Source organism: Streptomyces globosus (genome assembly GCF_003325375.1).
Classification (GTDB): Bacteria; Actinomycetota; Actinomycetes; order Streptomycetales; family Streptomycetaceae; genus Streptomyces; species Streptomyces globosus_A.
The window spans coordinates 4,785,204-4,804,403 of sequence record NZ_CP030862.1; the positions used below are offsets into that span (position 1 = coordinate 4,785,204).

Consider the following 19,200-nt stretch of genomic DNA (forward strand, 5'->3'; position numbering starts at 1 on the left):
GTCCGACTCCCCAGCCGCACGGGCAGCACCCTTCACCTGCCGTCCGCCGCTCCCCCGTCCCCACGGGGTTCGGCGGGCCGATGCCGCTGCCCGGGCCGCTCTCCCGGGCGGGGCGCCGCTCAGCGCCCCAGCATCGCGCCCACGGACGACGCCTGCGCCGCCACCTGCTCGAACCCCCCGAAGAGGAAGAGCAGGAGGGCGGCCAGGGGGAGGACCATGGCCGCGGCCACCAGCGGGTGGCGCGTACCGGACTCGTGGGCGTGGAACGCGAATGACTTGCGCCCGTGCCGTGCCGTGTCCGCCATGGTCCTTCTCCCTGTCGTCTGGATGCGGCGGGCGCGTGACCTCGGGGGACGAGAGTGCGCCCGCCGCATGACCACCACACTAGGCACGGCGGGGGCACGCGGCGTCGTGCCCGCGTACCCATTGGCAGGCCTCCGGGAGGATGACGGGGCCGCCTGCGTGTACTCCCCTGGTTGGAGGCCGCCTCCCCTTCGTGGGGGTCTTCCCGGAGGGGGATGACCACAGCGTGGTGAGTTCGCTCACTTCCGTCACTCCCCGCACATGCGGGTCCCCGGACCGGGTGCACTGTGATCGCCCCGCCGGGTGCGCCCGGCGCACGCACCCGCCCTCCGGACCGCCCCGGGCGCCGCTGTATCCGACGACCCCTCAACCACCTGTCCAGAAAAGGGCGTTGTTGCCTCCGCACGGTGCCGGGCGGGGGCGGTTACGGCGGGGTTCCGCACCCCCGCGGAGGTCCCCGCGCACTGACGAGCGATTGCCCCGGTGAGGGCGCGGCCTCTGAGCGCTCGTGGCGGATGGTCCGTAAGCTGTGCCACGTCAACAGGACGACGGGTCAGCGGGGTGGACATGGCGATGATGCGGCTCCGGCGCGAGGACCCGCGTGTCGTCGGCTCGTTCAGGCTGCACCGGCGGCTCGGCGCCGGCGGCATGGGCGTGGTCTACCTGGGCTCCGACCGGCGGGGGCAGCGCGTCGCGCTCAAGGTGATCCGCCCCGACCTGGCCGAGGACCAGGAGTTCCGCTCCCGTTTCGCCCGCGAGGTGTCCGCCGCCCGGCGGATCCGCGGCGGGTGCACGGCGCGCCTGGTGGCGGCGGACCTGGAGGCGGAGCGCCCGTGGTTCGCGACCCAGTACGTGCCCGGCCCGTCGCTGCACGACAAGGTCGCCGAGGAGGGCCCGCTGACGGCGGCGCAGATCGCCGCGATCGGGGCCGCCCTGTCCGAGGGGCTGGTCGCGGTGCACGAGGCGGGCGTCGTCCACCGGGACCTCAAGCCGTCGAACATCCTGCTGTCGCCCAAGGGGCCTCGGATCATCGACTTCGGGATCGCCTGGGCGACCGGCGCCAGCACGCTGACCCACGTGGGGACGGCCGTGGGCTCCCCGGGGTTCCTCGCGCCCGAACAGGTCCGCGGGGCGGCGGTCACGCCCGCCACCGACGTGTTCGCGCTGGGCGCCACCCTCGCCTACTCGGCGACCGCCGACTCGCCGTTCGGGCACGGCAGTTCCGAGGTGATGCTGTACCGGGTCGTGCACGAGGAGCCGGACCTGGTGGGCGTGCCGGACGCGCTGGCGCCGCTGGTGCGGGCCTGCCTGGCGAAGGACCCCGAGGACCGGCCCAGCACGCTCCAGCTGTCGATGCGGCTGAAGGAGATCGCGGCCCGGGAGGCGCAGGGCCTGTCGGACGGCCGCCCCCCGGCGCAGCGGGTGCGGACCGACCGGCCCACCGGACGGCTGACCCAGCCGTTCCCGGAGGAGCGGGCGGAGCGGCGCACCGGCCGCACGCCCGCGCCGCAGGGGGCGGGCAGCAGGGCCGTGAAGGGTGCGCAGGGCGGTCCGCCGTCGCGGCCGTCGTCGCCGCGGAACAGGGGCGGCGGGCCGTCGTCGCGGCCGACCGGCGGCCGGTCGGGCGGCCGTCCGGTGCCGCGGACGACGGGGGCGGGGCGGCGGCCGTCGCGGCCGGACCCGCGGCTGATGCGGCAGCGGCTGATCGTGTTCGTGGTGGTGACGCTGGTCGTGGCGCTCGGGATCGCGGCCGCGCAGAAGCTCTGAGCGCCGGGGCCGCGGGCCCCGGCGCCGTCCGCGTCACGCCTGCCGGTGCGGGCGGGTGGCGTAGAAGGCGACCGCGGAGGCCGCGGCGACGTTCAGGGAGTCGATGCCCTCGGCCATCGGGATGCGCACCCACTCGTCGGCGGCGCGCAGGGCGTGCGTCGACAGGCCGTGCCCCTCCGAGCCCAGCATGATCGCGCAGCGTTCGAAGCGCTCCGGCGGGACCTGGTCCAGGGAGGCGGCCTGCGGGCTGGGCGTCATGGCGAGGATCCGGTAGCCGGCCGCGCGCACCTTCTCCAGGTCGGCCGGCCAGTCCGCGAGGCGGGCGTACGGCACCGAGAAGACCGATCCCATGGACACCTTGATGGCGCGCCGGTAGAGCGGGTCGGCGCAGTCCGGGGACAGGAGTATCGCGCTGATGCCGAGGGCGGCGGCGCTGCGGAAGGCGGCGCCGAGGTTGGCGTGGTCGACGAAGCCCTCGAAGACGGCGATGCGGCGCCCGGAGCCGCCCTCCGCGAGGAGCTCGGCGGGCTCGGGCAGCGGCTTGCGCTGCATGGAGGCGAGCGCCCCGCGGTGCACGTGGTAGCCGGTGACGCGCTCGGCGACCTCGGGGGTGACCGCGTACACGGGGGCGGGGAGCTCGTCGATGACGTCGCGCATGACGTCGACCCACTTCGCGGACAGCAGCATCGACCGCATCTCGAACCCGGCGTCCTTGGCCCGCCGGATGACCTTCTCGCCCTCGGCGATGAAGAGGCCCTCCTCGGGTTCGCGGCGGCGGCGCAGCTCGACGTCGGTCAGGCCGGTGTAGTCGCGCAGGCGCGGGTCGTCGGGGTCGTCGACGGTGATGAGATCAGCCACAGGGTGATACTGCCTTGTCCGGGGTGGGGTGCCAACGCCCCTTGCGGGGCGCCGGGTCGGGCTCAGGTCGCGGGGGCCGCCGCGACGCGGACGACCTCGCCGATGACGATGACGGCCGGCGGGCGGACGTCCTCGGTGCGGACCCGCTCGCCGACGGTGGCCAGGGTGGCGTCGACGCGGCGCTGGTTCGCGGTGGTGCCCTCCTGGACGACGGCGACCGGGGTGTCGGCGGGGCGGCCGTGGCGGACGAGGGCCTCGGCGATCAGGCCGATCTTGTCGACGCCCATCAGGACGACGAGGGTGCCGGTGAGCCGGGCGAGCGCGGCCCAGTCCACCAGGGAGCGCGGGTCGTCGGGGCCGACGTGTCCGCTGACGACGGTGAACTCGTGGGCGACGCCTCGGTGGGTGACCGGGATGCCGGCGGCGGCGGGCACCGAGACGGAGCTGGAGATGCCGGGGACGACGGTGCAGGCGATGCCGGCCTCGGCGAGGGCCTGGAGCTCCTCCATGCCGCGGCCGAAGACGTACGGGTCGCCGCCCTTGAGCCGGACGACGGCCTTGCCGGCCTTGGCGTGCTCGACGAGGGCGTTGTTGATGGCCTCCTGGGCCATGTAGCGGCCGTACGGGATCTTCGCGGCGTCGATGACCTCCACATGCGGGGGGAGCTCGTCGAGGAGGTCGCGGGGGCCGAGCCGGTCGGCGATGACGACGTCGGCCTCGGCGAGGAGCCTCCTGCCGCGGACGGTGATCAGGTCGGGGTCGCCGGGGCCGCCGCCGACGAGGGCGACGCGGGGCCCGCCCTCGGCGCGGCGGCGGTGGCCGGGCGCGGCGAGGGTGCCGTCGCGCAGCCCCTCGACGACGGCGTCGCGGACGGCCGCGGAGCGGCGCGGGTCGTTGCCGGTGAGCACGGCCACGGTGACGCCCTCGACGCGGCCGGTGGCCGGCGTCCATGCGGTGGCGGCGGAGGCGTCGTCGGCGCGGACGCACCAGACCCGCTCGCGCTCGGCCTCGGCGGACGCCTGCTCGTTGACCTCGCGGTGCTGGGTGGCGATCAGGGCGTACCAGGCGCCGGCGAGGTCGCCCTCGCGGTAGCGGCGGCGCTCCCAGCGGATCTCGCCGGTCTCCGCCATGGCGTCGACGGACGGCGTGGCGGACGGCGAGACGAGCAGGATGTCGGCACCCGCGGCGACGAGCGCGGGAAGGCGGCGCTGGGCGACCTGCCCGCCGCCGATGACGACGACGCGGCGGCCGGCGAGGCGGAGGCCTACGGGGTACGCGGGGTGTGCCGGATGTGCCATGGCGGTGCGGCTCCTGGGACGGCGGTGGTCTGCTGCCGCTGCTGCGCTGGAGCGGCCTGTCCGGTGTGACGTGCGGTTTCGGGTGTGCGAGTCCACGATACGACCCGGCCCGCCGACCGCTGCGCGGGGCCTTTCGGACCACGCGCCTCACACGCCGGCGGGGCTGATCCCAGCCCGCTCGGCGTTTGAGGGCACGGGCGCGGAGCCCACGTACGGGGTCCGGGGCGGAGCCCCGGTTCCGGGAAGGGGCGGGGAGGGGATCGGCCCCGCGCAGCGGGACGGTCCTACTTCTCGGTGACTCCCGCGGAGTCGAACGTGGCGACCTCGTGCATCGCGCGGGCAGCGCTCTGCACCAGCGGGAGGGCGAGGAGCGCCCCGGTGCCCTCGCCGAGCCGCAGGTCCAGGTCGACGAGCGGCCGCAGGCCGAGCTTGTTGAGCGCGGCGACGTGCCCGGGCTCGGCGCTGCGGTGCCCGGCGATGCACGCGGAGAGCGCCTCGGGGGCGATGGCCCGGGCCACCAGCGCGGCCGCTCCGGCGCTGACGCCGTCCAGGATGACGGGCGTGCGCAGGGAGGCGCCGCCGAGGAGGAGGCCGACGATCGCCGCGTGCTCCAGACCGCCGATGGCCGCGAGGACGCCGATGGGGTCCGCGGGGTCGGGCTGGTGCAGTTCCAGGGCGCGGCGGACGACGTCCACCTTGCGGGCGTGGGTCTCGTCGTTGATGCCGGTGCCGCGGCCGGTGACCTCCGAGGGGTCGGCGCCGGTGAACACCGAGATGAGGGCGGCGGAGACCGTGGTGTTCGCGATGCCCATCTCACCGGTGAGCAGGGCCTTGTTGCCGGCGGCGACGAGGTCGCGGGCGGTCTCGATGCCGACCTCGATGGCCGCGACGGCCTCTTCCCGGGTCATCGCGGGGCCTGCGGTGAGGTCGGCGGTGCCGGGGCGGACCTTGCGGGGCAGCAGGCCGGGGGTGGCCGGGAGGTCGCCGGCGACGCCCACGTCGATGACGCAGACCTCGGCGCCGACCTGGTTGGCGAAGGCGTTGCAGACGGCGCCGCCGCCGAGGAAGTTCGCCACCATCTGCGTGGTGACCTCCTGCGGCCAGGGGGTGACGCCCTGGGCGTGCACGCCGTGGTCGCCGGCGAAGATCGCGACCGCGGCGGGCTCGGGGATCGGCGGCGGGCAGACCCGGGACAGCCCGGCGAGCTGCGCGGAGATGATCTCCAGCATGCCGAGGGCGCCGGCGGGCTTGGTCATGCGCTTCTGCCGCTCCCAGGCCTCGCCGAGCGCCTTGGCGTCGAGCGGGCGGATGCTGGCGACGGTCTCGGAGAGCAGGTCGTGCGGCGCCTCGCCGGGCAGGGCGCGGCGGCCGTACGTCTCCTCGTGGACGACCCAGGCGAGCGGCCGGCGCTGCGACCAGCCGGCCTGTGCGAGCTCGGGCTCCTCGGGGAACTCGTCGACATATCCGACGCACAGGTAGGCGACGACTTCGAGGTGTTCGGGCAGGCCGAGCTCGCGGACCATCTCGCGCTCGTCGAAGAAGCTGACCCAGCCGACGCCGAGGCCCTCGGCGCGCGCGGCGAGCCAGAGGTTCTCCACGGCGAGCGCGGAGGAGTACGGGGCCATCTGCGGCTGGGTGTGCCGGCCGAGGGTGTGGCGGCCGCCGCGGGTGGGGTCGGCGGTGACGACGATGTTGACGGGGGTGTCGAGGATGGCCTCGATCTTCAGTTCCTTGAACTGCTTGGCCCGGCCCTTGGGCAGCGACTTGGCGTAGGCCTCGCGCTGGCGCTGGGCGAGCTCGTGCATCGTGCGGCGGGTCTCGGCCGAGCGGATGACGACGAAGTCCCAGGGCTGGGAGTGGCCGACGCTGGGCGCGTGGTGCGCGGCCTCCAGGACGCGCAGCAGCACCTCGTGCGGGATGGGGTCGGTGCGGAAGCCGTTGCGGATGTCGCGGCGCTCGCGCATGACCCGCAGGACGGCCTCGCGCTCGGCGTCGGCGTAGCCGGGGGCGGCCTCGCCGGCGGGGGCGGCGGGCTCCTGCGGCTCGGCTCCCTCGGCGGGCGCCGGGGCGGCGGCTTCGGCGGCGGCCGGGTCCGCGGGGGCCTCGGCCGGGGCCGGGGCCTCGGCGGGGGCGTCCGCCTGGGCGGCGGGCTCGGCGGCCGGGACGGGCTCGTCGACAGGCTGCGCGGCTGCGGGCGCGGCTGCGGCCGGCTGGACGACGGCTTCGGCGGGCTGCTCGGGGGTCTGGGGCGCCCCGGGCGCCTGTTCCTGCTCGGCGGGAGCCTGCGCGGCGAGCAGCTGCCCGGCGGCGGGGGCGCCCTCGGCGGCGGCCTCCGGCGCCGCGGGGGCGTCGGCCTGGACGGCCTCGGCGGGCTGCGCGGGGGCGGCGGCTTCGGCTGCCTCACCGGGAGCGGCCTGCTCGGCGGGCGCCTCGGCGGCCTGCGGGTCCGCGGGAACGGCCTGCGGGACGGCGACCGGCTCGGCGGGGGCCTCAGCCGCCGGCGCCTCCGCGGCGGGCGCCTCTGCGGGGGCCTCCGCGGCAGGAGCCTCGGCGGCCTCCGGCTGGGCCACGGCCTCCGGCTGTACGACCTCGGGCTGTACGGCCTCGGGCTGTACGGCTTCCGGCTGCGGGGCCTCGGGGACCTCCGCACCGGCCTCGGGCGCAGGGACGGCCTCAGGGGCGGGAACGGCCTCGGCAGCCGGTGCGGCTTCGGGGGCGGCGGCCTCCACCACCGGGGTGGCCTCCGGCGCGGGAGCGGCTGCGGCCTCGGCCTCGGGGGCCGTCTCGGGCGTCTCGGCCGTCACTGCCGCCTCAGGCGCCGGGACGGGCTGCGCCTGCTGCTCCGGGTGCGGCTGCGCCTGCTCCGGGGCGGGCTGCGGCTGCGCCTGCTCCGCGGCGGGGAACGCCTGCGCGGCGGCGGGCTGTGCCGCGGGCACCGGTTCGGCGCCCCAGGGCACGCCGGCCTGCGGCGGGACCTCGCCGAGCTGCGGGGCCGCCTGTGCAGGGACGTCCTGCCGGGGCACGTCCAGGTATTCGGGGCCGGTGGTCGGCGGGCCTGCCTGGCGCATGGGCATGGGCGGGACGGGGGCGCCCAGCGGCGCGGTCGGGGCGGGCGGCACGGGGGCGGCCGGGCCGCGGTCGGCGAGGGAGCGGACCACTCCGGTGGCCTCGGGCACGGCGGGGCCCATGTGCAGCGGCCGGCGGGGCGGGGCGGCGGGTGCGGCGGGCGCGGCGGCGTGCGGCGGCACCATCCCGCCGAGGTCCAGGGAGCCGGAGTCGCGGCCCCCGGCCTCGTGCACGCCGGCGCCGTACGAGGCGTCGGCGGGGTCGGGGAAGGCGGCCGGCGCGGGGTGGGCGGGTCCGGCGTAGGCGGCGTGCGGGTCGGCGTAGTCGGCGTAGTCGGCGTAGGGGGCGTCGCCGTAGGAGGTCTCGACGGGGTAGGCCGGCGCCGGCGGGACCACCTGCGGGTCGCTCCACGAGCCGTGGCCGTGGCCGCTCGGCATCAGCAGGAGTTCCTCGTCCTCGGCCTCGGCAGGGTTGTCCACGAGGTCCTGGAAGGCGTAGGCGCCCGGCTGCGGGACCTGAGCCGGAATGCCCTGCTGGTCCACCATGCCCGCGTTGTCCGGGAGTCCCTCGCCCGGTACCTGGCCGGTGTCGGTCATGCGTACCCCTCGCCCATCGTGTTGCCTCTTCGATCGCCCGGCGCCCACAAGACCAACGAGCGGGGTTGCCGTGCGACGCGTCGTCCGCGTACGCACCCTGCGACAACCAGTAAGCATTGTCGCGCCCGTTCGCCGCCGCGGCGGCCGAAACCGCCGCGGTCTGCTGTGGACTGCGCCACGTCGCGCGTCTTGTTGTGCCGCCGTCCCTGGGCGTACCAGGGCAGTACGACGATCGGCCAGCCTACCCCGGGCTCAGGCCCGGTGGTTCACCGGGCGCCGGGCTGCCAGGAGGAACACGACGGTACGGTCCTGTTCGCTCCAGGTGAGGGGGTCGAGCCCGACGGACTGCAGGAGGGCGCATTCGACGGCGTATCCGCCCTCGGCGAGGGCCCGGCCGATCGCCTCGGCCTCGTCGCGGGTGGAGGCGTGGCTGACGATCCGTTCGGGGCGGCGTTCGGCGACTGCCGCGACGACGTCGGCGCCGCCGCCGCCGACGCGGACGACGTCGGGTTCGGGGAGGTCCTCCAGGACGTGCGGGGCGCGGCCTGCGAGGACCTGGAGCTGTACTCCGCGGGCGCGGGCGGCGGCGGCCGTGCGCTCGCAGGCCTGCGGGTCGGCGTCGACGGCGATGACGGCGGCCCCGAAGGCGGCGGCCTCGACGGCGAAGGCGCCGGAGCCGGCGCCGATGTCCCAGACGAGGTCGCCGGTGCGCGGGCCGAGCCGGGCGAGCTGTGCGGCGCGCAGGGTGGCCGACTCGCCTTCGCCGGTGCCGTCCTGGGGGCGGGCCCAGCCGCGTTCGGCGGTGCGGGCGGGGTTCTGGCCGAGGATCCAGGCGGGGTCGGCGGAGACCGTCTGGCCGCCGATGACGATGACGACGTTGGGGTTGCGCCAGGTGTGGTCGGCGGCCTTGTCGGAGGTGACGACGGTGACCTGCTCGCGGGCGGTGCCGAGTTCCTCGCAGATGACGAAGGTGCGGTGCACGGGCCCCAGCAGCAGGGCGAGTTCGGCGGGTCCGGCGCCGGGCGAGGTGAGGACGGCGACCTTGCCGTGGGCGCGGCAGACGTTGACGGCACGGCGCAGGGTGCGGGGGTGGGCGACGACGACCTGGGCGTCGTCCCAGGGCATGCCGGCGCGGGCGAAGGCGGCGGCGACGGAGGAGACGGCGGGGACGACCTCGACCTCCAGTCCGTGCTCGGGGGCGCGCAGGGTGCGGACGACGCCGAAGAAGCCGGGGTCGCCGTCGGCGAGGACGACGGCGCTGCCGCGGTGTCCGGCGATGCGGCGGGCGGCGAGGCCGAGGCTGCCGAGGCGGATGCGTTCGGCGGCGGGCGGCACCTCGGGGAGGGCGAGGTGGTGGGCGGCGCCGGCGACGAGGGTGGCGGCGGAGAGCGCGGAGCGGGCGGCCGCGGTCAGGGGGGAGCCGTCCCAGCCGATCACCGTGACCCGGTCGGCCATCGTCGTCTGTCTCCTGGGGTGGTGGGGGGAAGGGCGGTCGGGGGCCGGTCGTGCCGCCGGGGCGGCCCGGCGGGGCGGGGCGTCAGTTCCAGTCTGCGCCGACGCGCAGGCCGCCGGTCTCGACGGGGCGGGCGAGGGCGTTGCCGTAGCCGTAGCCGTCGGAGGCACCGTACGCGTCGGCGTCTTCGAGGTCCTCGGGCAGCAGGCTCCAGACGATGAGGTCGGTGCGGGCGTGGCTCCAACTGCCGTCGCCGTTCTGGATGCGGGCTATCCAGGCGTTGCGCAGGACGCCTTCGCTGATGCAGCCGATCTTCTGGGCGACCTGCTGGGAGGCGGTGTTGTCGGCGGCGGTGCGCATTTCGAGGCGTTCGAAGCCCAGGTCGCGGAAGAGCCACTGGGCGACGGCGAGGACGGACTCGCCGGCGTAGCCCTCGCCGCGGGCCCAGGGGGCGGTGATGTAGGCGGCCTCGGTGCTGCGGGTGCGCCAGTCGGTGTTCTTCAGGTGGACGGTGCCGACGAGGCGCTGGGTGAGGAACTCGGCGACGGCGAAGACGATGCCGCGGCCGCTGGTGCGTTCGGCGTGGGAGTGCCGGGTGGCCCAGCCGTGGGCGTCGGCGTGGGTGTAGGGGTGCGGTGCGGGGGTCCAGGCGGTGACGTGCTCGTCGTTCATCATCTCGGCGAGCGCGGTGACGTCCTCCACGTCGAAGGGGCGCAGCACCAGCCGGTCCGTGCTGATGGTGACGTCCGGGAAGGTGGTAGTCATGCGCAGCTCCATGCCTGGGAGGTGGGGCGACCGTGGTGCGGGACCGGGTGGGCGGGGGCGCCGTCGTGCGGGCCGTCCAGCCACAGCATGCAGCATCGAACGGCCTGTGTGCATGGCCGCCCCTGCCCGCTCGCGGGCAGCGTGCGGCCCCGCACGCCCGGTCGGGTGTGCGGGGCCGTGTGCCCGGGGCGGCCGCGCCCGGTGCGGGCGCGGGAGCGGGGTCAGGAGGCGGGGGTGCCGAAGGCCGGGGTGACGGAGCCCTGGTACTTCTCCTCGATGAACGCGCGGACCTCGTCGGAGTTGAGGAGCTTGGCGAGCTTCTGGACGCGCGGGTCCTTCTCGTGGCCTGCCTTGACCGCGAGGAAGTTGGCGTACGGGTTGCCCTCGGACTTCTCCAGGACGAGGGCGTCCTTGGCCGGGGAGAGCTTCGCCTCCAGGGCGTAGTTGCCGTTGATGACGGCGGCGTCGACGTCGTTCAGGGCGCGCGGGACGGTGGCGGCCTCCAGCTCCTTGAACTCCAGGCCCTTCTTGTCGGTGATGTCGGACAGCTTGGCGCTGGTGCCGACGCCCTCCTTGAGGGTGATCAGGTTGTTGGCGGCGAGGAGCTGGAGGGCGCGGCCCCCGTTGGTGGTGTCGTTGGGCACGGCGACGGTGTGGCCGGGCCGGAGGTCCGTGACCGCCTTGACCTTCTTGGAGTAGAGGCCGAGGGGCTCCAGGTGCACGTTGGCGACGGGCACGATGTGGGTGCCGTTCTTCTTGTTGAAGTCGTCGAGGTACGGCTTGTGCTGGAAGTAGTTGGCTCCGACCTGGCCCTGCTCGGTGGCGGTGTTGGGCAGGACGTAGTCGGTGAACTCCTTGACCTCCAGCTTGAGGCCCTCCTTGGCGGCCAGCTTGTCCTTGACGAAGTTCAGGACGTCGGCGTGCGGGCTCGGGGAGGCCGCGACGACGAGGGGCTTGCTGTCGTCGGCTGCACCGCCGGACGCGGCGGAGGAGGAGGGGTCGGAGGCGCTGCCGCATGCGGTGAGGCCGAGGGCGAGGGCTGCGGTCGCGGCGGCGAGGAGGGTGGGCTTGGTGTTCTTACGCACGAAGAGTGCCTTTCATTGCGGTGCAAGTGCGCGGGTCGTGCGCAGGTCTTGCAGGTGGTGGCCCAAGCACGACAAGTGCGGGCTTTCGGGGGGTGGGTGGTTCGGGGGCCGCCGGGCGGGCCGGTGTCAGGCCGTGCGGCCGCGGCGGGCGAGGAGGCGTACGGCGCCGTCGCCGATGAGCTGGATCACGGTGACGAGGGCGATGAGGACGGCGACGGTGGCGAGCATGAAGCCGGTCTCGAAGCGCTGGAAGCCGTAGGTGACGGCCTTGGAGCCGAGGCCTTCGCCGCCGACGGCGCCGGCCATGGCCGAGTAGCCGACGAGGGTGATCAGGGTGGTGGTCACGGCGGCGACGAGCGAGGGCAGGGCCTGGGGCAGGAGCACCTTGGCGACGATGGTCGGGACTCCCCCGCCCATGGACTCGACGGCTTCGACGAGGCCGTGGTCCACCTCGCGGACGGCGGTCTCGACGAGGCGGGCGAAGAAGGGGATGGCGCCGATGGCCAGCGGGACGATCATGGCGGTGGGGCCGATGAAGGTGCCGACGACGGCGGTCGTGACCGGGATCAGGGCGATCAGCAGGATGATGAACGGCAGCGAGCGGCCGATGTTCACGACCACGCCGAGGACCTTGTTGAGCGGCCGGTTCTGCAGGAGGCCGCCCTTGTCGGTCAGGACGAGGAGGATGCCGACGGGCAGGCCGCCCAGCACGGTGACGAGGGTGGACCACAGCACCATGTAGAGCGTGTCGTACGTGCCCTGGGTGAGCAGGGGCTGCATCTCGGACCAGGTCACTTGGCACCTTCCTTGACGAGTTCGGCGATCTCGGTGTCGAGGTCGGGGCCGGCGGTGTCGACGGGCTCGACCTGGAGGCCCTGTTCGCGCAGGAAGCCGACGGGCACGACGTTGTCCTCGTAGCGGCCGGGCAGCTCGATGCGCATGCGGCCGACCTGGCGTCCGCCGACGGTGTCCATCGCGGCGCCGAGGATCGAGATGTCGATGTTGTAGGTCCGGGACAGCTGGGAGATGACCGGCTGGGTGGCGGCGTCCCCGTGGAAGGTGACGTCGACGACCGTGCGGTCGGGGCCGCCGGCGGCGCCGGTGAGGGGGAACAGCTCCTCGGCGAGCTCGGAGCCGGGGGTGGCGAGGAGTTCGGCGACGGTGCCGGACTCGGTGATCCGGCCGCGCTTCATGAGGGCGGCGGAGTCGCAGACGGTCTTGACGACGTCCATCTCGTGCGTGATGAGCAGGACGGTCAGGCCGAGGCGCTGGTTGAGGTCGCGCAGCAGCTGGAGGATGGAGCGGGTGGTCTCCGGGTCCAGGGCGCTGGTGGCCTCGTCGGAGAGGAGCACCTTGGGGTCGCCGGCGAGGGCGCGGGCGATGCCGACGCGCTGCTTCTGACCGCCGGAGAGCTGGCCCGGGTAGGCCTTGGCCTTGTCGGCGAGGCCGACGAGGTCGAGGAGTTCGAGGGCCTTGCGGGAGCGCTCGCGGGAGGGGGTGCCGAGGATCTCCAGGGGGAGTTCGACGTTGGCCTGGACGGTCCGCGAGGACAGCAGGTTGAAGTGCTGGAAGACCATCCCGATGCGGCTGCGGGCCTCGCGGAGCTCCCGGCCGGCGCGGCGGCCGCGGCCGGCGAGGGCGGTGAGGTCGACGCCGTCGACGGTCACGGTGCCGGAGGTGGGGCGCTCCAGCAGGTTGACGCAGCGGATGAGGGAGGACTTGCCGGCGCCGCTCTGGCCGATGACGCCGAAGACCTCGCCTTCGCGGACATGGAGGTCGACGCCGTCCAGGGCGGTGACCTCGCGGCCACGGGACTGGTAGACCTTCGTGAGGCCCGATGTGGTGATCACAGGATTTCCGTCGCTGTCGAGTGCGCGGCGCAGCAGTGTGCGCTGGGCGCCGTGCACGGGCAAACATCTGGGGCGCGATACGGGTCAAACCGGATTCATGCGGCGGTTTCCACGTAGGCGCGGGGCAGGAGCGGTCCGTTCCGTCCTGCGGGGCAGGTGCGGGGCGGACGGGCTCGGCCGGTCTCGCTTCGGGGCGCGGGACGGGTGGAGAGGGGCCCTCAGAAAGCGCACATTCGACACATACAACGAGCACCGGGCGTCATCGTCGCCTCGGTCGCAAGGGTGCGGCTGCTCGTCGTGGTCATGGGCCCCAGTAAACCAGACATATCCCTTGACCGATCAATTATGTCCGAATAGCGGACGATCATGAGTCGGATACCGGACACGGCCGGTCGCCTCCGGACACCCCGCCCTCACGGTCCGGCGGGCCGTGCGCGGCGGCCCGCGCAGGGGCGCGCGCAGCCGCTCCCCCGGCCCGTAATACGCTCGCTGCATGCTCGACGCCCTGACGGTCGCCATCGGCGCGGCCGCCCTCGCCCTCGCCGCCTGGTGCGGTTTCGCCGCCCTGCGGAACCAGCCCACCAAGGACTGGCACTTCATCGGCATGGGTGTGGTGACCCTGCTGGTCCTGGCCCAGCTGGTGGTCGGCATCGTGATGCTGGCCCGCGGCGAGCGGCCCGACGAGAGCTCTGTGATCTTCCTGGCGTACCTGGTCGGCGCGTTCGCCGCGGTCCCGGCCGCCGGGCTGCTCTCGCTGAGCGAGCGCACCAAGTGGGGATCGGTGACGGTGGCCGCCGGCGCGGTGGTCCTCGCCGTCCTCGAAGTACGGCTCTACGACATCTGGGGGACCCCCGGTGCCTGACACGGACCACACCCCGGCAGCGGCGAAAGGCGCCGAGGCCGCCCCGGACGCCCCCGCGGCCCCCGGCCCGCGGCGGCTCGTCTCCGGCCCCGGGCTGCTGCTCGTCTGGCTGTACGGCGTGATCACGGTCGGCGCGGTCTCGCGCTCCGTCTACCAGATCTCGACCGAGTTCGACCGGGCGCCGCTGCCGTACACGCTGACCGGCGCGGCCGCACTCGTGTACTGCTTCATCACGTACTCGCTGGTGCGCGGCGGCGAGCGGGCCCGCAGGGCGGCGCTGCTGTGCTGCGCCGCCGAGCTGGCGGGCGTCCTCGTCGTCGGCACCTGGACGCTGCTGCGCCCCGAGGCCTTCCCGGACGCCACCGTGTGGTCGCAGTTCGGGATGGGCTACCTGTTCATCCCGGTGATCCTGCCGGTCACCGGGATGCTCTGGCTGCGCGTCAGGCGCTGACCGCGAAGTCGGCGGCGCCCGCCGCCCTCTCCTTCTCCAGGACCACCAGGCGCACGCCGTCGGACGCGGTGCGCCCGCCGACCTGCACGTAGCCCGCCTTGCGGTACAGCCGCAGGTTCGACTCGCTCTTGTGGCCGGTGTGCAGGCGGAAGCGGGTGGGGGCGGACTCGCGGCCGCCGAGGGCCTCCTCGACGGCGTGCAGGAGGCGGGCGCCGAGGCCGTGGCCCTGGAGGCGGGGGTGCACGCACAGCTTGGCGATGCTGCCGGCGCCGTCCTCGTCGATGCGGCCGCGCACGGTGCCCACCACTTCCTCGCCGAGCCGGGCGACGAGCACGGTGTCGGACGCGAGTTCCGCCTTCAGGGAGTCCAGGGTCTGGGTGAGCGGCTGGATGCGGTAGTTGCCGTACAGCTCGGCCTCGCGCTGGAACGCCAGGTACTGCAGTTTGAGGATCTGCTCGGTGTCCTCGGCAACCGCCGCCGAAATGGTCACGCTCATGCCCATGTGCGCACGCCTCCTGCTCACCTGGTGGCCCGTTGGTTCTACCGCTCCCTTCCCCGAAGGCCAGGAGCCCCAACCTCTGACGCGAGCATTCTGCGCAGACATCCCAGGCAACGGGAACGGACGGGCCCCAAACTTCCTTGTGAGATACCCAACTCTCCTGCGATTTCACGGTAAGTCAGGTCTCTGGGCGACAGAAGTGCCCGCATCAGCTCGGGACAGCGTCCGGGCAGTCGGGCGACCGCCGAACGGAGTGCCCGGTGCTCCTCCCCGTGCAGGGCGGCCTCCTCGGGCGCGGCGCCCGCGTTCCCGGGCCGGCTCCCGTACGGGACCTCCCGCCGGGCCCGGCGCCGGGCGCGGCGGGCCTCGGCCCGTACGGCCCGGCGCAGCCAGCGGGCGGGCTCGGCGGGGGCGGGGCCGGCCTCCAGCAGCCTGACCCAGACGGCCTGTTCCAGGTCGGCGGCCTCCATGCCCGCGCCGGCGGCCTCCGCGGCCGCCTCGGCGGACAGCAGGGGGCCCAGTCGGTCGACTACCTCGGAGTCCTTCAGCAGGTCCATGCCGGGCGGGACGCACGGGCGGTGCCCGGCGGTTTCCCCTCCCGGCACGGCCCACCCGAAGGCGGTGCTCCGCTTCCTGGTTGACGTACGTCCGGGCGGCGGACGGGAGGCTCGGGGGCGGCCGCGGCCGTCAGGGGCGGCCGCGTCCGGGCCGGAAGTCCTCGGCCGCGAGCAGCGCGGTGTCGGGCTGGTCGGTGAAGATGCCGTCGATGCCCTGCGCGAAGTAGGCCCGCAGCGCGCCGAAGGCGTCGCCGTAGGCGGCGGGGTCGGTGCCCTTGCGGAACTCGGCCGGCAGGAAGGCGTTCTCGTTGCGGGCGGTGTAGGGGTGCAGGACCAGCCGCCGGGCGTGGGCGTCGCGGACGAGGGTGGTGGGGGTGCCCAGCCGGCCGTCCGCGGTGCGCGGGATGACCAGGTCGAGGGTGGGGCCGATCCCCTGTGCGAATCCGGCGATCCACTTCAGCCCTTCGGGCGTGACGAGGTCCGCGACGGTGCGCGGGTCGCCGGCCAGGACGAAGTCCCAGGGGCGGCTGCGGGCGTCGGAGAGCAGCACGACGCGCGGCGTGTCGACCAGCCGGGCGAGCCGCTGGATGCTGGACGGCTCGAAGGACTGGAGGAAGACGGGGGCGTCCCGGCCGTCGCGGCCGTGGCGGCGCAGCAGCCGGGCGAGGGGCTCCTCCAGCCCGAGGCCGAGCGAGCGGAAGTAGCTGGGGTGCTTGGTCTCGACGTGCAGCCAGACCCGGCGCCCGCGCCGCCGGCCCTCGCGGTCGGCCCAGCGCAGCACCTCCTCGAAGGTGGGGACGTCCCAGCGCCCGTCGTAGAGGGTGTTGCGCTGCCGCAGGGCGGGGATGCGCTCCTTGGCGCGCAGCCTCTTCAGTTCCGCGAGGGTGAAGTCCTCGGTGAACCAGCCGGTCACGGCGGTCCCGTCGACGGTCCTGGTGGTGCGGCGGGAGGCGAACTCCGGGTGGTCGGCGACGTCGGTGGTGCCGCCGATCTCGTTCTCGTGCCGGCACACCAGGTGCCCGTCGCGGGTCGGCACCAGGTCCTGCTCGACGACGTCGGCGCCGAGGTCGAGGGCGAGCGCGTACGAGCCGAGGGTGTGCTCGGGCCGGTGCCCTGAGGCGCCCCGGTGGCCGATGACCAGCGGCACGGGCAGCCCCCGGTACCCGCCGCCGCGCCGGTCCTCCCCGGCCAGCCGCTCCTGCCCGGGCTCCGCGGCGGCCGCGGAGCCCGCGGAGAGTCCGGCCGTGCCTGCGGCGCCCGCCGCCAGGACGGCTGCCCCGAGGACCGTGCGCCGTGCTGCCCCACCCTGCGTCATGAATGGCACTCCCTGCTGGTCGGGGGCCGCGGCGGGACCGGTGCGCCGGCGTCCGCGGCGGCCCGGATCGGCGAGCCGATGGTAGGCACCGGCGGATGGCCCGGAGGGGGTTGCCGGCCGAACATGGCGCAAACGCGCGTCAACAGTGCGTTGCAAACCGGTGAACCCGATGTGCGATCAGACCTGACCCGCGAGTATCGTCCTCACCTGCACGGCCTCTGCGCCGTGCACAGCCGCTTTTGGATGCCGGAGGGCTCACGTTGTTCCGTACCGCGCTCATCAAGGCCACCGTCGGACCGGTCATGCGCATGATGTTCCGCACCCGTGTGGAGGGCGTCGAGAACATCCCCGGCTCCGGGCCGGTGATCCTGGCGGGCAACCACCTCACGTTCATCGACTCGATGATCCTGCCGCTGGTCTGCGACCGCACCGTCCACTTCATCGGCAAGGACGAGTACGTCACGGGCAAGGGTCTCAAGGGCCGCGCCATGGCCTGGTTCTTCACCGGCTCCGGCATGATCCCCGTCGACCGGGACGGCGCCAACGGCGGCGTCGCCGCGCTGATGACCGGCCGCCGCATCCTGGAGGAGGGCAAGATCTTCGGGATCTACCCGGAGGGCACCCGCTCCCCCGACGGCCGCCTCTACCGCGGCCGCACCGGCATCGCCCGGCTCACCCTGATGACCGGCGCCCCCGTCGTGCCGTTCGCGGTGATCGGCACCGACAAGCTCCAGCCGGGCGGCAAGGGCATGCCCCGCCCCGGCCGGGTCACCGTCCGCTTCGGCGAGCCGATGGAGTTCTCCCGCTACGACGGCATGGACCGCGACCGCTACGTGCTGCGCGCCGTCACCGACTCCGTGATGGCCGAGGTCATGCGCCTGTCGGGCCAGGAGTACGTGGACATGTACGCCACCAAGGCGAAGGCCGCCTGACCCGGGCCCGCGCCGTGCCCCTACTGCCGGCGCAGTGACCGGCTGATGCCCGCTGCCGTCGTCGTGGCGAGGACCCAGCCGGTCACGATCAGCAGGTACGACAGCCACTGCGCCCAGCCGCGCGGCGCGAAGGCCTGCTCCTGCCCGAACCCGATGATCGGCAGCATCAGGTCCAGGGTGTAGAAGACCGGGTTGAACTCGGGAGCCTCGTCCGGCTTCAGCGGCGGCGGGGGCCTCATCCCGTACGCGACGGAGCCGGTCAGCAGCAGCGCCAGCAGCCAGAGCGCCGCGCGCAGCGGCCGGAAGCCGTAGCCGACGGTGGCGTCCTGGAGGAGCCCCCACAGCCGGCCGTGCCGGGGCAGCGTCCCCCGGTGGCGGCGGAGCTTGGCGAGCTGCACCGTGCGGGCGGCGGCCTCGTCGCCCACGGTGAGGTAGGCGGCGGCGAGCTGCTCGTAGGCGTACGGGAGGTAGCCGGACTCCTCGCGCTCCAGCGCGGGCAGCCGCTCCTCGGCCGGCAGGTGCGGGGCGAGGGTGCGGTAGGTCAGGCCGTCGACGCGGATGCGGTCGGGCCAGGCGGTCGGCGGGACGTGCAGCAGGTCGAAGGTGGAGCGCCGCAGGTTCACCGACCCCTGGAGGGTGGGGCACTCCCGCAGCCAGAGCTCCCCGGCCGTGCAGCTGGAGGCGCGCAGGGCGACTCCGCCCGGGTTGGCGAAGGAGGCGTAGGCGAGGTTCAGCTGGCCCGGTATCCGGGATCCGGTGAGGTTGACGCGGCCGCGGGCCTGCATGCGCATGGCGCGCAGGTCGGTGCCGACGGTGAGGGTCTCGGCGTGCAGGGCGGTGCCGCCGGGGGCGAGGAGGCGGGCGTCGTCGAGGTTGATCCGGCCGCCGACGGTGGCGCCGTTGATCCGCGTCTGGCCGTGGACGGTCAGGCCCGCCGCGATGACGTCGGTGCCGATGTGGGCGTGGTTGAACTGCAGCGGCGGCTCCTCCCCCTCCCGTCCGGCGGTGTCCGGGTCGCCTATGACGGCCTTCTTCAGGAAGAAGCCGCCGCCTATCCGGGCCCCGGCGAGCCGGACGGGGCCGGTGATCCGGCAGCAGGCGAGGCGGAGGGCGAGGTCGACGGTGAGCGTCGAGGCGGTCAGGCCGGGCAGCACCGAGTCGGTGAGCGACAGCGCCCGCAGCCGGGCCCCGAACAGGACCGGCTTGCGCTCGAAGAGGCAGGCGCGCAGCCGGATCGCGTGGTCGACGTCCGCGTACTTGAGGACGAGCTTGCCGGTGATGCGGGCGCCGCGCACGTTCAGGCCCGCGACCTGCCCGTCCCGCGTGGGGCCGGTGAGCAGGAGCGCGGCCAGCGCCTCGGCGCGCAGGGTGCGCTCGGGCCCCCACGAGGACCCGGCCGCCGGGTCCTCGTCGGGGTGCTCCCGGAAGTCGACGCCCTCGCCGCGCGGGAAGGCGTCCCAGACGCGGCGCTCCGCGGGGGTCAGCTCGATGATCTCCACCGGCGGGATGGTGTCCCGCCGGCCGACGGACTGTCAACCACCCT

At 74.7% G+C, this 19,200-nt stretch carries 17 protein-coding genes; 4 read left to right on the plus strand and 13 right to left on the minus strand.

The window, feature by feature from the left end:
• Positions 1–119: 119 nt before the first annotated feature.
• Complete coding sequence (locus C0216_RS21195; RefSeq protein ID WP_114056803.1) at positions 120–305, minus strand: hypothetical protein; 186 nt, start codon at positions 303–305, stop codon at positions 120–122.
• Positions 306–870: 565 nt separating this feature from the next.
• Between C0216_RS21195 and C0216_RS21200 the strand changes: the two genes are divergently transcribed.
• Positions 871–2,070, plus strand: coding sequence for a serine/threonine-protein kinase (locus C0216_RS21200; protein ID WP_114058820.1), 1,200 nt, complete (start codon positions 871–873; stop codon positions 2,068–2,070).
• A gap of 33 nt (positions 2,071–2,103) precedes the next feature.
• Here C0216_RS21200 and C0216_RS21205 read toward each other — a convergent pair whose 3' ends face one another.
• From C0216_RS21205 to C0216_RS21240, 8 genes are all read right to left on the minus strand, one after another.
• Positions 2,104–2,928: a TrmH family RNA methyltransferase gene (locus C0216_RS21205; protein WP_114056804.1), complete on the minus strand. Its 825-nt coding sequence runs from the start codon at positions 2,926–2,928 to the stop codon at positions 2,104–2,106.
• Positions 2,929–2,990: 62 nt separating this feature from the next.
• Entirely contained in the window at positions 2,991–4,226 is a 1,236-nt protein-coding gene (gene cobA, locus C0216_RS21210) for a uroporphyrinogen-III C-methyltransferase (RefSeq protein WP_114056805.1), read from the minus strand.
• Positions 4,227–4,510: 284 nt separating this feature from the next.
• The gene (cobT, locus tag C0216_RS21215) at positions 4,511–7,888 is read right to left on the minus strand and encodes a nicotinate-nucleotide--dimethylbenzimidazole phosphoribosyltransferase (protein WP_114056806.1); all 3,378 of its coding nucleotides are present in this window, start codon (positions 7,886–7,888) and stop codon (positions 4,511–4,513) included.
• 252 nt (positions 7,889–8,140) lie between these two features.
• On the minus strand, positions 8,141–9,343 hold the full coding sequence (cbiE, locus tag C0216_RS21220; protein ID WP_114056807.1) for a precorrin-6y C5,15-methyltransferase (decarboxylating) subunit CbiE: 1,203 nt from the start codon (positions 9,341–9,343) through the stop codon (positions 8,141–8,143).
• An 82-nt stretch (positions 9,344–9,425) separates the two neighbouring features.
• Positions 9,426–10,106 carry a GNAT family N-acetyltransferase gene (locus C0216_RS21225; protein ID WP_114056808.1) on the minus strand — a complete coding sequence of 227 codons (681 nt, stop codon included), beginning with the start codon at positions 10,104–10,106 and terminating at the stop codon, positions 9,426–9,428.
• A 221-nt stretch (positions 10,107–10,327) separates the two neighbouring features.
• A complete protein-coding gene (locus tag C0216_RS21230) occupies positions 10,328–11,191 on the minus strand; it encodes a MetQ/NlpA family ABC transporter substrate-binding protein (RefSeq protein ID WP_114056809.1) in 864 nt (287 codons plus the stop codon).
• Positions 11,192–11,317: 126 nt separating this feature from the next.
• A complete protein-coding gene (locus C0216_RS21235; protein ID WP_114056810.1) occupies positions 11,318–11,986 on the minus strand; it encodes a methionine ABC transporter permease in 669 nt (222 codons plus the stop codon).
• The gene (locus C0216_RS21240) at positions 11,983–13,041 is read right to left on the minus strand and encodes a methionine ABC transporter ATP-binding protein (protein WP_114056811.1); all 1,059 of its coding nucleotides are present in this window, start codon (positions 13,039–13,041) and stop codon (positions 11,983–11,985) included. The genes C0216_RS21235 and C0216_RS21240 overlap by 4 nt, the downstream gene beginning before the upstream one ends.
• Before the next feature lie 493 nt (positions 13,042–13,534).
• Between C0216_RS21240 and C0216_RS21245 the strand changes: the two genes are divergently transcribed.
• Complete coding sequence (locus tag C0216_RS21245; RefSeq protein ID WP_114056812.1) at positions 13,535–13,903, plus strand: hypothetical protein; 369 nt, start codon at positions 13,535–13,537, stop codon at positions 13,901–13,903.
• The gene (locus tag C0216_RS21250) at positions 13,896–14,354 is read left to right on the plus strand and encodes a hypothetical protein (protein WP_428985447.1); all 459 of its coding nucleotides are present in this window, start codon (positions 13,896–13,898) and stop codon (positions 14,352–14,354) included. The genes C0216_RS21245 and C0216_RS21250 overlap by 8 nt, the downstream gene beginning before the upstream one ends.
• On the opposite strand, the gene C0216_RS21255 is transcribed toward C0216_RS21250, so the two are convergent.
• The 3 genes from C0216_RS21255 to C0216_RS21265 all read right to left on the minus strand — a co-directional run bounded on the left by C0216_RS21255 (position 14,344) and on the right by C0216_RS21265 (position 16,725).
• Positions 14,344–14,856: a GNAT family N-acetyltransferase gene (locus C0216_RS21255; RefSeq protein WP_114056813.1), complete on the minus strand. Its 513-nt coding sequence runs from the start codon at positions 14,854–14,856 to the stop codon at positions 14,344–14,346. The genes C0216_RS21250 and C0216_RS21255 overlap by 11 nt on opposite strands.
• Positions 14,857–14,894: 38 nt before the next feature.
• Entirely contained in the window at positions 14,895–15,410 is a 516-nt protein-coding gene (locus C0216_RS21260; protein ID WP_114056814.1) for an RNA polymerase sigma factor, read from the minus strand.
• 130 nt (positions 15,411–15,540) lie between these two features.
• Positions 15,541–16,725: a glycerophosphodiester phosphodiesterase gene (locus C0216_RS21265; protein WP_114056815.1), complete on the minus strand. Its 1,185-nt coding sequence runs from the start codon at positions 16,723–16,725 to the stop codon at positions 15,541–15,543.
• A 302-nt stretch (positions 16,726–17,027) separates the two neighbouring features.
• Here C0216_RS21265 and C0216_RS21270 point away from each other — a divergent pair, with 302 nt between their 5' ends.
• Positions 17,028–17,657 carry a lysophospholipid acyltransferase family protein gene (locus C0216_RS21270; RefSeq protein WP_114058822.1) on the plus strand — a complete coding sequence of 210 codons (630 nt, stop codon included), beginning with the start codon at positions 17,028–17,030 and terminating at the stop codon, positions 17,655–17,657.
• 20 nt (positions 17,658–17,677) lie between these two features.
• On the opposite strand, the gene C0216_RS21275 is transcribed toward C0216_RS21270, so the two are convergent.
• On the minus strand, positions 17,678–19,156 hold the full coding sequence (locus tag C0216_RS21275; RefSeq protein WP_114056816.1) for a membrane-associated oxidoreductase: 1,479 nt from the start codon (positions 19,154–19,156) through the stop codon (positions 17,678–17,680).
• Between the last annotated feature and the right edge of the window lie 44 nt (positions 19,157–19,200).